8 protein-coding genes are annotated in these 12,826 nt (G+C 47.3%); 7 read left to right on the top strand and 1 reads right to left on the bottom strand.

The features are described from left to right. Nucleotides 1–3 precede the first annotated feature (3 nt). The 4 genes from betA to L5L91_RS03050 all read left to right on the top strand — a co-directional run bounded on the left by betA (nt 4) and on the right by L5L91_RS03050 (nt 4,554). The gene (gene betA / locus L5L91_RS03065) at nt 4–1,689 is read left to right on the top strand and encodes a choline dehydrogenase (RefSeq protein WP_263235642.1); all 1,686 of its coding nucleotides are present in this window, start codon (nt 4–6) and stop codon (nt 1,687–1,689) included. A 350-nt stretch (nt 1,690–2,039) separates the two neighbouring features. Continuing rightward, nucleotides 2,040–3,257 carry a BCCT family transporter gene (locus L5L91_RS03060; protein ID WP_263235641.1) on the top strand — a complete coding sequence of 406 codons (1,218 nt, stop codon included), beginning with the start codon at nt 2,040–2,042 and terminating at the stop codon, nt 3,255–3,257. A 14-nt stretch (nt 3,258–3,271) separates the two neighbouring features. Next, on the top strand, nt 3,272–3,976 hold the full coding sequence (locus L5L91_RS03055) for a TorF family putative porin (RefSeq protein ID WP_263160766.1): 705 nt from the start codon (nt 3,272–3,274) through the stop codon (nt 3,974–3,976). Nucleotides 3,977–4,077: 101 nt separating this feature from the next. Continuing rightward, nucleotides 4,078–4,554: a MarR family winged helix-turn-helix transcriptional regulator gene (locus tag L5L91_RS03050; protein WP_198572150.1), complete on the top strand. Its 477-nt coding sequence runs from the start codon at nt 4,078–4,080 to the stop codon at nt 4,552–4,554. 87 nt (nt 4,555–4,641) lie between these two features. On the opposite strand, the gene L5L91_RS03045 is transcribed toward L5L91_RS03050, so the two are convergent. Beyond that, a complete protein-coding gene (locus L5L91_RS03045) occupies nt 4,642–5,271 on the bottom strand; it encodes a peptidylprolyl isomerase (RefSeq protein ID WP_028760712.1) in 630 nt (209 codons plus the stop codon). Between the two features lie 566 nt (nt 5,272–5,837). On the opposite strand from L5L91_RS03045, the gene malQ reads away from it, so the two are divergent. From malQ to glgX, 3 genes are all read left to right on the top strand, one after another. Continuing rightward, complete coding sequence (malQ, locus tag L5L91_RS03040; RefSeq protein WP_263235640.1) at nt 5,838–8,264, top strand: 4-alpha-glucanotransferase; 2,427 nt, start codon at nt 5,838–5,840, stop codon at nt 8,262–8,264. Nucleotides 8,265–8,391: 127 nt separating this feature from the next. Beyond that, complete coding sequence (gene glgB / locus L5L91_RS03035) at nt 8,392–10,623, top strand: 1,4-alpha-glucan branching protein GlgB (protein WP_263235639.1); 2,232 nt, start codon at nt 8,392–8,394, stop codon at nt 10,621–10,623. Nucleotide 10,624: 1 nt separating this feature from the next. Next, nucleotides 10,625–12,820, top strand: a complete 2,196-nt coding sequence (gene glgX, locus L5L91_RS03030) for a glycogen debranching protein GlgX (protein ID WP_263235638.1) — start codon at nt 10,625–10,627, stop codon at nt 12,818–12,820. Nucleotides 12,821–12,826 lie beyond the last annotated feature (6 nt).

Here is a 12,826-nt window from a genome sequence, read left to right as displayed (position 1 = left end):
ATTTTGACTCAGTCATTAGAGCAAAAATATTATAACTACATCATAGTTGGTGCAGGATCTGCGGGTTGTGTGCTTGCCAATCGTTTGTCAAAGGATCCTAAAAACGAAGTGCTGTTATTAGAAATCGGTGGCAGCGATAAGAGCATCTTTATTCAAATGCCGACGGCGTTATCAATTCCGATGAACAGCCCTAAATATGCTTGGCAGTTTGAAACTGAGCCTGAGCCATATTTAGATAATCGCAAGATGCATTGCCCTCGGGGCAAGGTGCTTGGCGGTTCATCCTCGATCAATGGCATGGTGTATGTTCGTGGTCATGCCAGGGACTTTGATGAGTGGCAGGCGCAAGGTGCGACCGATTGGGATTATAGCCATTGCTTGCCGTACTTTAAGAAGGCGGAAACCTGGGCCTTTGGTGGTGATGAGTATCGCGGTGAGTCAGGGCCGTTAGGGGTGAATAACGGCAATCAAATGCAAAACCCCTTGTACCAAGCCTTTGTGGATGCGGGTATCGCTGCTGGGTATTTATCGACCGCCGATTATAATGCCGCGCAGCAAGAAGGTTTTGGCCCTATGCATATGACGGTCAAAAAAGGCGTACGCTGGTCAACCGCCAATGCCTATTTACGCCCAGCGATGGCCAGACGTAACCTTACTGTGTTGACCCATACCTTAGTGCATAAAGTGTTATTGGAAGGGCAAGCGGCCGTTGGCGTTCGCATTGAGCACAAAGGCAAAGTTGAAGATATTCGTTGTAATAAAGAAGTGATTTTAGCCGCGGGCTCAATAGGTTCGCCGCATTTGCTGCAATTATCTGGCATTGGTGATCCCCAAGTATTGGCCGATGCAGGGGTCGAGTTACAACATGAATTGCCCGGTGTCGGCCAGAATTTACAGGATCATTTAGAGTTTTATTTCCAATTCAAATGCCTTAAACCGATTTCACTCAATGGCAAGCTAGATCCTTTCAGCAAGTTCTTAATCGGTGCCCGTTGGATCTTAGATAAGTCTGGCCTAGGGGCCACGAATCACTTTGAATCCTGTGGTTTTATTCGCTCAAAAGCGGGTCTGGAGTGGCCGGATTTACAGTACCACTTTTTACCAGCGGCTATGCGTTACGATGGTAAAGAAGCCTTTGCGGGTCATGGGTTTCAGGTGCATGTGGGCCATAACAAGCCTAAAAGCCGTGGTGCCGTGACCTTAGTGTCGGCAGATCCAAAAGTGCCGCCCAAAATTCAGTTCAATTATTTACAGCATCCCGATGATATTGAAGGCTTTAGGGCCTGCGTACGCTTAACCCGTGAGATCATCAATCAAGCGCCATTCGATGAGTATCGCGGTGAGGAAATTCAACCCGGCATACAAGTGCAAACCGATGCGCAAATCGATGCCTTTGTGCGTCAATCGGTTGAGAGTGCATATCATCCTTCTTGTTCGTGCAAGATGGGTACGGATGCGATGGCTGTGGTGGATCCCGAAACCCGCGTGCACGGATTGCAGAATTTACGGGTGGTGGATTCTTCTATTTTCCCGGCTATCCCGAACGGCAATTTGAACGCGCCGACCATAATGTTGGCCGAGCGCGCCGCGGATCTGATCTTAGACGCTGAGATGTTAGCGCCAGCAGATTCCGCCGTTGTGGTTGCCGACGCTTGGCAAACCACACAAAGAAGCACTGCAACAAGTTAAAGCCATAAGTTAACAACACGCCTGCTCAGTCCGTCGTATCGACGGACTGGCGGCTTCAATTTTGAAGTGACTCATTAATTGATGACTCAAAAGGGTCATGATTCATTTTGTCTAAAGGGTCGGTCAGCCCGCAGTGAGTGTGCAAATGACCGCTTTCACGACTGATCATCTATCAGGGTTTAACTATCGCGGAGTGTTTTTAAGTAGCGATATTTAAGGCTTGAGGGCAGAACGTTGCCTTTAAAAATGGTTCAGTTTTTATTATTAAATAAAAACATGGAGTTACATTTTATGGGTTTATATCCAGATGCCGACTTATACCCAGTATCGACTGGGACTGAGTGCTCATTATGACTTGGTTATTATCCGCAGGGATACTGTTCACTTTTACCGCGATTGCGTTTGTGATTTACCGTTGGGGCAATATTCGCTGTATCGGCGTGACGCCTGTGCGTACTTTTACCTTTATCGCGATTCTGTTTACCTCAGGACTTGATGTTGGCTTGATCATGTTTCCGCTCACCGAGTTTGCGGGTTACGCCAATGTGGCGGCGAGTCCTGAATATGGCTTTAGTAATCCGCTGGCGATTGAGTTTGGCTTCTGGGCCTTCTTGATTTGGAGCTTCTACTTTTTAACCTGTTTTTATTTTTGTGTCATCGAGCCTAGGGTGAGATTCTTCGATATTCCTTGGGTTAAGTTCATCAATAATATCGTAATTATTGGCACCTGCGCCTTTACCGCCTATTTGCTATTGAGCAATTTACCTTGGTATTTACTCGAATTAGGTGATGGCGAAACCATAGTCGGTAGCTTCTATTTAATCGTATTTATGGTGATCGCCGCGGCAGTGTATTCCAGCACTAGCATACGTTATGTGCGTATTTTGAGTCTGGCGAGCACTTGGTTATTTTTAGGCCTGATTGCCATCATGTGGGCCAGTGCATTTTTATCGGCTGACTCGAGTGTGGGCGAGTTCTTTATGACCTTTGCCATGCTGGGTGACTACTTCGGCAATATTCAACATTTTGTGTTACCCATCAATGACTACCATGAGTTTTATCTGTTCTGGTGGTTTGCGTGGAGCATTATGATCGGTCAATTTACCTCGCGCTTTGTCGGCGGCATGAAAACCTATCAAGTGCTGTTGGCCATGATGGTGTATCCGTCTATCCCCATCGCGATTTGGTTCACCGTACTTTATTACTACAGCGCCAATGGCTTAGATACTTCGGGTTTCTATAATCTGGCGATGGTGATCGTGGGAGTGACCTTTGTAATCAATTCCCTCGACTCACTGGTGCGCCTGTATACCGATAATCTTAATCTGACCATTGAGCGGTTAGGCAAGTTTAAATATGTCAGTTTTAACTTAGTCTTGCTCTGCAGTCTGACATTACTCTTTCAATTAGACTTTCTTCAAATTCAATGGGTTGGTGCAATCGCACTGGGCCTGATCTTTAGCTGTTTTGGTTACATCATGATGACGCAATTGCAAACTGTTCGTGCCATTGAGCGCTCGCCAAAAGAGAACAAAATCGACTTTACTAAAATTGAGCTAGCTAACTAATGGAAAAATTAATAATGAAATCAAAATGTTTTTATCTTATCGCCGGTGGGTTGTTATTGATGTCAACAGCGGCCAATGCCGGATTATCGGCCACTGTGACGGCCACTTCGGATTACACCTTTAACGGTGTCAGCCAAACTGACAGCGGCCCAGCACTGCAAGGCAATTTGGATTACGGTTTTGATTCGGGATGGTACGTGGGTGGCTTTACCTCGAACGTCGACTTTGGGGGCAGCGATGGCACTTGGTTGGAGCTCGATGCCTATGCGGGTAAGTTTTATCAGCTCAATGAGCAACTGAGTTTCGATGTCGGACTGGCCTATTACACTTACCACGGCGAGTCGTTTTCCGATGAGTACAACTATCCTGAGCTGTATAGCAAGTTAGGATATGATAGTTCACTGGGTCACTCTGAGGCTAAGTTGACCTATACATGGGATTACTTTGGTTTGGGTGGTGAGCATTACACTATGTTGCTTGGCCATACTGTTAGTGTCGCTGAAGGACATGATATTCGCTTTAGTGTCGATCGCTCGACATCACTTGATGAGGATAAATGGTCATGGGATGGTGGCAAATCTTTTAATCATTTCCGTGTCGCCTATCTGACCAGCTGGAGTGGCTTTGATTTCAGTCTTGCAGCCGAAGATACCAGCATGAACTTAGATACCAGTGACGAGCGTCTCGTGTTGTCGGTATCGCGACAGTTCATGTTGTAACATCAGGGATTTTACCGTAAAAGCACCTCCCGTGGGTGAGTTCAGTCGCGCTTTCTGGTAAGGTGCACTCGTTGCTTAGAATGGGGAGAATGAAAAGAACGATGGAAAAGTACGAACAACTGCTTATTTCGCTGCGCCGAGTGATACGCGCTATCGACATTCATTCTCGCCAGCTGAACAAACACTCAGGTTTAACTGGGCCGCAATTGATGGTGATGCAGAAAATCGCCCAATTGGATGCGCCATTGGCTAAAACCGTGGCGGAAGAAATTACGCTCAGCCCTGCGACTGTGACGACCATTATCGATCGACTCGAGGGACGTGGTTTAGTGATCCGTCTGCGCAGTGAGACTGATAAACGTAAGGTGCATTTATACCTTAGTGATGCGGGCCGAGTACTGTTACAGGACTCACCTAAACCGCTACAGGATCATTTTATTAAGCGTTATCAGAATCTTGAAGAATGGGAGCAGAGTCAATTGCTCTCAGCCGTTGAGCGTATAGCGACTATGATGGACGCCGATAAAATTGATGCGGCGCCTATGCTCTTGGTGGGGAAGATCCAAGGGGATGAGTAAGTTTCGTTTTTTCAACGACTAAAGTTATAAGATAAAAAAGCACTGAATTCTCAGTGCTTTTTTGCTTTTAGCCGATTAAGCGTTAGATCAGACTGCAGGGCAGCTTGTTTCTGTTACTGAATTGATGAGGATCTCTTGTACTGGTGTGTCTTGGAAGCCTTCGATATTTTTTGTTGGGACTATGCTGATTTGATCTGCCACCTCTATGCCGTCAACCACTTTGCCAAACACGGCATAACCATAACTACTCGCTGACGCGTCTAGATGTGGATTATCTAATACATTGATAAAGAACTGAGAGGCAGCGGTATCAGGTGCATTTGCTCTTGCCATCGCAATAGTGCCACGTTTGTTGCTAATACCGACTGCGGCTTCATTCTTGATTGAGGCACTGGTCGGTTTGCTTTTGAGACCAGTGGTAAAACCGCCGCCTTGGATCATAAAGTTATTGATGGTTCTATGGAATAAGGTGCCGTTATAGAAAGACTTATCAACATACTGCTTAAAGTTTTTACCTGTGATTGGCATGTTAGTTAAGTCAATGGCAAGTGTGATATCGCCTTTCGTCGTTTTCATTAAATAACACACATCCGCAGCTAAGGCTGGCGGAGTGGGATCGGGTGTCGGTGGCGTCGGCGTTAAATCACCATCTGTACTTCCTTCACAACCCGTCAAGGCTATGCAGCCGACAAATAGTAATCCTGATAACTTCTTCATTTCATATCCTTATTCTCAATCATCATTGGGGTGTTTTTGCTTTAGCATTCCATGGGTTTGAGCCACTGGCGTATATGCGAGGGCATATCAGGTTCCATGAATTTAATGTTGTTATTATGTTTCTATGCTGTAGCGAGACGAGATGTTGACAGAGGAGAGATAGGCTGTTCAAGTTATAAAACACAATTGATACAAAGTGTTGCACTGATATCTGTGGTTAATATGTCACCTGACTTATTTGTTAGTATTAGTCTGAATGCAATGACATAAAAATGACTTACGCTTGTCATGTTATTTCTATCCCTTTGCTCTTCACTTATTGCATGCTTTAGGAGCCATGCTTGCCCTCTTGCTGAACGCATGCCCCAATTTAGTGCATTCCACTCTTTATATCCTGATAGCTACTGAGCGCCAACTTAACTGAGTGCTTCTAGTAAGTTACTGATTTTTTGAAAATGTTTTTTGTTATTTCTCTGAAATATTTATGTCATCTTCTTGTTACTTTTCGTTGGCATGGTTACTGTATATCTAAAGCTATGGATGAGCGGTCGCGGGGGCGACAAAATATGGGGCTGGAAAAGTTGCTGTATTTGCGGGGAGTTGGAGCAGAATTTACTGATTGTTTTGGCCAAAATATCCATATTTCCGAGGTAGACAGGCAAGGTATCTTGACCTGTATGTTACAGGAAAAAAACAGCGTGGCAGGTACTGCCATTGATGCTCCTGCTACAGAAGCGTTATCGAGTGATGCTGGGCTGACCTGTGTCGATACGGTATTGACCGAATCACTGATCGCGTCGCAAATTGATTTACTGGATGCCCGTCCTTGGACTCAGGTTCTACCTGAATTCCATTGGTGTTTTGTGGATGAACCTTGGATAAGCCTTTGTTTACCGGAAACCTACACCTCAGATCTGAGTGTGGCGATTGAATGCGAACAGGGTGAGTCCATCGTATTTGATGTGCCTTTCTCGGCGCTTAAGTCCATTGGCGATTACCGCATTGAACAAACGCTTTATCTACACTATCGCCTTGATCTTACGCAACTGGGATTCGCACGCCTCGATCTAGCTGAGGCCAAGACCCAAGCTTTCCCTGACAACTTAATGCCCGCCGAGACTGAGGCGGTGAATTTAGCGTCCTATTTCCTGAGCAGCCAAGAGTTCACTAACAACCCTGCCTTAATCAAAAACCAAGACTCATTTGCGCATGTAGCCGACAAAAATGCGAGTGATTTCTCTGTGTTAGGTTTGGGCTTTCATCGCATAGCTTTAAGCTTAAAACATACCCTATCGACAAGTGCACAAGCGCCAAGCTTGGCGCTAGAGAGCTGTGTGACGGCTGAAGCTGATACCAGCACTTTGTTTTCTGGCACCTTAATGGTGGCGCCGCGGGCCGCCTACCAAGGCGTACTCACGGCTGTCGCCCAAGGTAAACGCCATAAACCTTGGGGGATCAGCGTTCAACTCTACAGTTTGCGCAGTGAGAGCCAATGGGGCATTGGCGATTTTGGTGATTTAGAACAACTGATCGGGCTGGTGGCGGCACAAGGCGCGGATTTCATTCAACTCAATCCCTTGCATGCCCTCGATATCGCGGCGCCAGAGCATCCGAGTCCCTATAGTCCGTGCGATCGCCGCAGACTTAATCCTCTATATATTCAATTACAAAGCGTTCCTGAATACCAAACTCTTGCCACTGAATTTTCAAGTTCTACTTGGGTAGAGGCTATCGCCTTACTGAATCGTGATAATTGGCTCGATTATCCTAAAGTGAGCGAGCTGAAATACCGTGCCTTTGAGCAGTTATATCGCGTTTTTTGTGACACGCATCTGGCGAATGACACGCCCAGAGCGCAAAGATTCCATGAATTTGTGCGTGAGCAGGGCAGTGCGCTACAAGAGTTTGCTCAAGCGGAATATTTACGTAGTCCTAAAGCGTTTGTGCAAGAGGAAGGTTTCTATCTTTACCTGCAATTTGTGGCTGAAAAGCAGTTACACCTCTGTCAGCTAAAAGCTAAAGAGGTGGGTATGGGGTTGGGATTGATCCGTGATTTGGCTGTTGGTGCAGCGCTGCACGGCAGTGAAGTGCAGGCCAATGCCGAGCAGTTTTGTTTGAATGCCAGCATAGGTGCACCGCCCGATCCCTTTGCACCCCAAGGACAAAATTGGGGCTTAACGCCACTCGATCCTGTGAAGTTAAAACAACATAATTTCAGCCATTTTATCGCCTTGATCCGCGCCAATATGGAAAGCTGTGGTGCCTTGCGTATCGATCATGTGATGGGCTTACTGCGACTCTGGTGGTGGCCGCTGGATAAGCAACTCGGTCACGGTGCCTATGTGTATTATCCCGTCGAAACCTTGCTTGCCATCGTTTGCCTTGAGAGCCAACGTGCTCGCTGTGTGGTGATTGGCGAAGATTTAGGACTGGTGCCACCTGACATTATTCATCGTCTCTACTCTTCTGGCATTTATTCCAACGAGTTGTTCTATTTCTGCAAAGACCATCAAGGCTTTAAATCACCGGATCAATATAAGTCCCAAAGCTTAATGATGCTGGCGAACCACGATGTGCCGACTTTAGTGGCTTGGTGGTGTGGCAGTGATTTACACCTGCGTCGACAGTTATCCCTGTTTGAAACTGACGACCAGCTAGGCGAGGCGCTCGCGGGGCGTGAACATGAAAAGCAGCAACTCATTTCACTGTTAGTCGCTCAAGGTCTGTTAGCCGATGTGGCGATAGCCGAACTCGATATTCAAACCTTGCTCACGGCTTGGATGACCTTAGGAGCTCGCGGTAATAGTGCGCTATACAGCGTGCAACTGTGCGATTTATTAGCCGATCGCCATGCGGTGAATATTCCCGGTACTTGGCTCGAATATCCAAATTGGCAGCGTCGCCTGCCGCTGAATTTAACGCAAGTATCGATTTCGCCAGAGATACTGCAGCGATTACAAAATATCGCTGTGGCGAGACAGCTACCGAGCTAAATCTAGCACCAGCGAAAGGCTGCCTAAGTCGCACCACATTATGCCATCCCTAAAGATGAGATTATTAGGGGGATGTGGGTAAAGAGTGCCAATTTGCAAGTTTAATTGACTGATAAACGGAAGAAAAATGATGACTCAAGCCAATGCCTATTTCTACGATGGTGCCGACGTCGCCCTACTTAATGGTCAATACACTGATGTTTTTTCGCTCTTGGGTATGCACAGTGCCAACGAGGGTAAGGCATTAATTGTTCGTTGTTTTTTTCGCAATGCCCTCAGTGTGGATGTGATCAGCATTAAAGATGGCCGCAAAGTGGCGAGTCTGGACAAGGTCAACGAGCAGGGACTGTTCGCCGGCACTCTGGGACGACGCGTCAAGCCGTTTCTCTACTTGCTACGGGTGGAATATCCCCTGTGTCAGTTAGATATAGTCGACCCTTATCAGTTTGATTCACTGCTCAATAGTGACGATATTTACCTGTTTGGTGAAGGCAGCGCCGAGCGAGCCTATGAATTTTTAGGTGCCAACTGGCGTCAAACCCAAGGCGTCGAAGGCGTGCATTTTTGTGTGTGGGCACCCAATGCTAAGCGGGTTTCTGTGGTGGGAGATTTTAACCATTGGGACGATACTCGCCATGTGATGCGCCAACATATTGCCAATGGTTTATGGGAGCTATTTTTACCCAATGTGGCTGAAGGTGCACACTATAAGTTTGATTTGGTTTATCAAAATGGTGAGCGCCATACTAAATCCGATCCCATGGCAACCCAAATGGAATGCGCGCCCCACAATGCTTCTATCGTGCCCCAAAAAGCCCACCATAGCTGGAATGATACCGCTTGGATGAGTAAGCGAGCGGCGACTGCTTGGCATAAAGCGCCCATGTCGGCCTACGAAGTGCACTTAGGTTCGTGGCGTCGTAAGGGAGAGCAAGGCGAGCAATATCTTGATTATCGAGACTTGATTGAACAGCTTATTCCCTATGTGAAGGAGCAAGGCTTTACCCACATCGAACTGATGCCGATCAGCGAGTTTCCCTTTGATGGTTCGTGGGGATATCAGCCAGTGGGTCTCTATGCGCCGACCCACAGATTTGGCGATGCCAATGGGTTAAAGGCCTTTGTGGATGCCTGCCATCAGGCGGGAATTGGTATCATCCTCGATTGGGTGTCGGCGCATTTTCCTAAGGATCCCCACGGCTTAGTGCGTTTCGATGGCACTTGTTTGTATGAGCATGAAGATCCTCGCAAGGGTACACATCCCGATTGGGATACCCTAATTTATAATTATGATCGCGGTGAAGTGCGCAGTTTCTTGTTGAGTAATGCCTGTTACTGGCTGCGGGAGTTTCATTTCGATGGCCTGCGTCTCGATGCGGTGTCTTCTATGTTGTACCTCGATTACAGCCGCGAGCCGGGCCAATGGCTGCCCAATGCCTATGGTGGACGGGAGAATCTCGAGGCCATTAGTTTCTTACAAATTTTGAATCAACGCTTGTACCAAGCTTTCCCCGGCATTTGCATGATCGCCGAAGAGTCCACCGCCTTTGCAGGGGTGACTAAGCCGACGGATCAGCAAGGTCTTGGCTTTGGCTTTAAATGGAACATGGGCTGGATGAATGACAGCTTAAGCTACTTAGGCCGCGATCCGCTTTACCGCCAATTCCACCATCATCAATTGACCTTCAGTTTGATGTACGCCTATACCGAGCAATTTATGTTGTCCGTGAGTCACGATGAAGTGGTCCACGGCAAGGGCTCGTTGCTGCATAAAATTCCCGGTGATGATTGGCAGAAATTTGCCACCCTGCGTGCTTATTACGGTTTTATGTGGGGGCATCCCGGGAAGAAATTACTCTTTATGGGCTGCGAGTTTGGTCAGCGAAATGAGTGGAACCATAACCAGAGTTTAGATTGGCACTTATTGGCTTATGAACCGCACCAAGGTGTGCAACGTTGGCTTAAAGATCTCAATCACTTATATCAAAAAATGCCAGCCTTATCAGTTCAGGATTACGAGGGGGCAGGATTCAGTTGGCTAGATTGTGAGAATAGCCGCGACAGCATCTTTACCTTTGTGCGTTACGGGTTAGCGGGTGATGCACCGTTAGTGTTTGTCATCAACATGACGCCCCAATTGCACACTGGGTTCCGTATTGGTTTGCCTTTGGCGGGGGATTACCGCGAATATCTTAATAGCGATAGCCAGATTTATGGTGGCAGTAATCAAGGTAATGCGGGCACTGTGGTTGCTGAGTCGCTACCGTGGCAGGGAATGGCGCAGAGCGCGCTGATCACTGTGCCGCCCTTGGGCTGCCTAGTGATAGGGCCTGCAACTGGATTGGCTGAGGCGAACTAGCATGCAAAAGCCTACGGCTGATGATATTAAGCTTAATCCTGACGCTAAAAACCACCCATTTCAAAGCGAAAAATGGGCGTTAGGGGTAGGTGAGCCTTTTCCGCTCGGTGCTAATGTTGAAGGCGATGGCGTCAACTTTGCGTTATTTTCAGCTAACGCCACAGCGGTCGAGTTATGTTTATTTGATGACAATGGCGAGCAAGAAATCGCGCGTATTGTGTTAACTGAACAAACCCAGCAAATCTGGCATGTGTTTGTGCAAGGGCTTAAGGCGGGGCAACTCTACGGTTATCGCGTTTATGGCTCCTATGAGCCTCTGCTTGGTCATAGATTTAACCCCAATAAATTATTGCTCGACCCCTATGCGCGCCAGCTCGTCGGTGAATATCGCGACCATGAGTCTAACTATGGTTACGAGCTGAACCACATGGATGAAGATTTATCTTTCAGTAAGTTAGATAACGCTGCCTATGTGCCAAAATGCAAGGTCGTGGACATTCGTCCATTAATCGAGATAGCTGCCAAGCAGTCGATTCAGCCCCTTGTGTCGAGGTTTCAGCCCAAACCCCTAGAGCGCAGCATCATTTATGAGATGCACGTTAAAGGCTTTACGGCGGCGCATCCTGAGATTGAACCCCATAAACGTGCCACCTTTGCGGGTTTAGCGACTCAGCCAGCTATCGATTATTTGGCCGAACTTGGGGTAACGTGTGTCGAGTTACTTCCTGTACAGGCCTTTTTCACTGAGCCATTTTTGCTCGAGAAAAAGCTCACTAACTATTGGGGTTACAACAGTATCGGCTTTTTTGCCCCTGAGCCGAGTTATCTATCCTCCGACGATATTGGTGAGTTTCGGGCCATGGTGGATGCACTTCACGGCGCAGGTATCGAAGTGATCCTCGATGTGGTCTATAACCACAGCGCAGAGGGGAGTCGACTTGGGCCGACCTTTAGTTTTCGTGGCATAGATAATCTCAGTTATTACCGTCTGCATCCGAATGATAAGCGTTTTTATATTAATGATACGGGTTGCGGAAACACCTTAAATATCAATCATCCACGCATGTTACAGCTAGTGCTAGATTCGCTGCGTTATTGGGTAGAAATCATGGGCGTCGATGGGTTTCGCTTCGACTTGGCGGCTTGCTTAGGTCGCGAGGCCTATGGTTTTGATCCCGGCTCAGGTTTCTTCGATGCGCTGTTGCAAGACCCTGTTTTGTGCCGAGTGAAATTAATTGCTGAGCCTTGGGATATCGGCCCTGGTGGTTATCAATTGGGCAATTTTCCCGTGGCTTTTAGCGAATGGAATGACAGATATAGAGACACTATGCGCCGCTTTTGGCGCGGCGATCACAGCATGTTGCCCGAATTTGCTCGGCGTTTTCACGGCTCGGGGGATTTTTTTGAGCACAGTGGCCGTCCACCTGCGACCAGTCTTAATTTTTTAACCAGTCACGACGGTTTTACTCTTAAAGACTTAGTGAGTTATACCCAGCGCCATAACTTGGCAAATGGGGAGGATAACCGCGATGGTCACCAAGAAAACTTCAGCCATCATTATGGGATTGAAGGGGAAACCGAAGATAGCTCAATTCTAGAACTTCGCAGTCGTCAACAACGTAACTTATTGACTACGCTATTTTTATCTCAAGGTGTGCCTATGTTGTTGAGCGGTGATGAGACAGGCCGCACTCAGCAAGGCAACAATAATGCCTATTGCCAAGACAATGAACTGAACTGGTTTGATTGGTCGGCAAAGGGCATGGACACTGAGTTGTTGGCCTTTACTCAGCAGCTTATTGCCCTGCGGAAACGTTTCCCGCTGTTATGTGCTAAGCGCTTCATTCACGAACAGTTATTGGCTGAATCCTTAGCCGATATTGGTACTCGATTAGATTGGTTTAGTCGCCAAGGTGAACAAATGACCAAGAGCTTGTGGACCGAATCTATGTGCCGCAGTTTGTCTGTGGTGCTTTCCGGTGATTTAGAAGATCAAGGCAAGCAGCAAGCTTTACTGTTGATGGTTAATGCCGACGACAACCCTCTCGCTTTTACCCTGCCGACTTTCGAGCACTTGAGTCCGTGGCAATGCCTTATTCATACCCAAACTGAGCTGCTGGATGTTCAGATCTCTGCGACGCGATACTTACTGCAAGATCGTAGTCTCATGCTTTTTCATGCTGATTTGATTTTATAGGAAATG

The organism is Shewanella sp. SM55 (assembly GCF_025654025.1).
Classification (GTDB): domain Bacteria; phylum Pseudomonadota; class Gammaproteobacteria; order Enterobacterales; family Shewanellaceae; genus Shewanella; species Shewanella oncorhynchi.
This window is presented reverse-complemented; position numbering and strand designations above follow the sequence as displayed.

What these genes read in the sequence shown, in the direction of transcription:
- L5L91_RS03060 (WP_263235641.1), top strand. Translation starts at nt 2,040, where the DNA reads ATGACTTGGTTATTATCCGCAGGGATACTGTTCACTTTTACCGCGATT.
- L5L91_RS03055 (WP_263160766.1), top strand. Translation starts at nt 3,272, where the DNA reads ATGAAATCAAAATGTTTTTATCTTATCGCCGGTGGGTTGTTATTGATG.
- L5L91_RS03050 (WP_198572150.1), top strand. Translation starts at nt 4,078, where the DNA reads ATGGAAAAGTACGAACAACTGCTTATTTCGCTGCGCCGAGTGATACGC.
- L5L91_RS03045 (WP_028760712.1), bottom strand. Translation starts at nt 5,271, where the DNA reads ATGAAGAAGTTATCAGGATTACTATTTGTCGGCTGCATAGCCTTGACG.
- malQ (WP_263235640.1), top strand. Translation starts at nt 5,838, where the DNA reads ATGGGGCTGGAAAAGTTGCTGTATTTGCGGGGAGTTGGAGCAGAATTT.
- glgB (WP_263235639.1), top strand. Translation starts at nt 8,392, where the DNA reads ATGATGACTCAAGCCAATGCCTATTTCTACGATGGTGCCGACGTCGCC.
- glgX (WP_263235638.1), top strand. Translation starts at nt 10,625, where the DNA reads ATGCAAAAGCCTACGGCTGATGATATTAAGCTTAATCCTGACGCTAAA.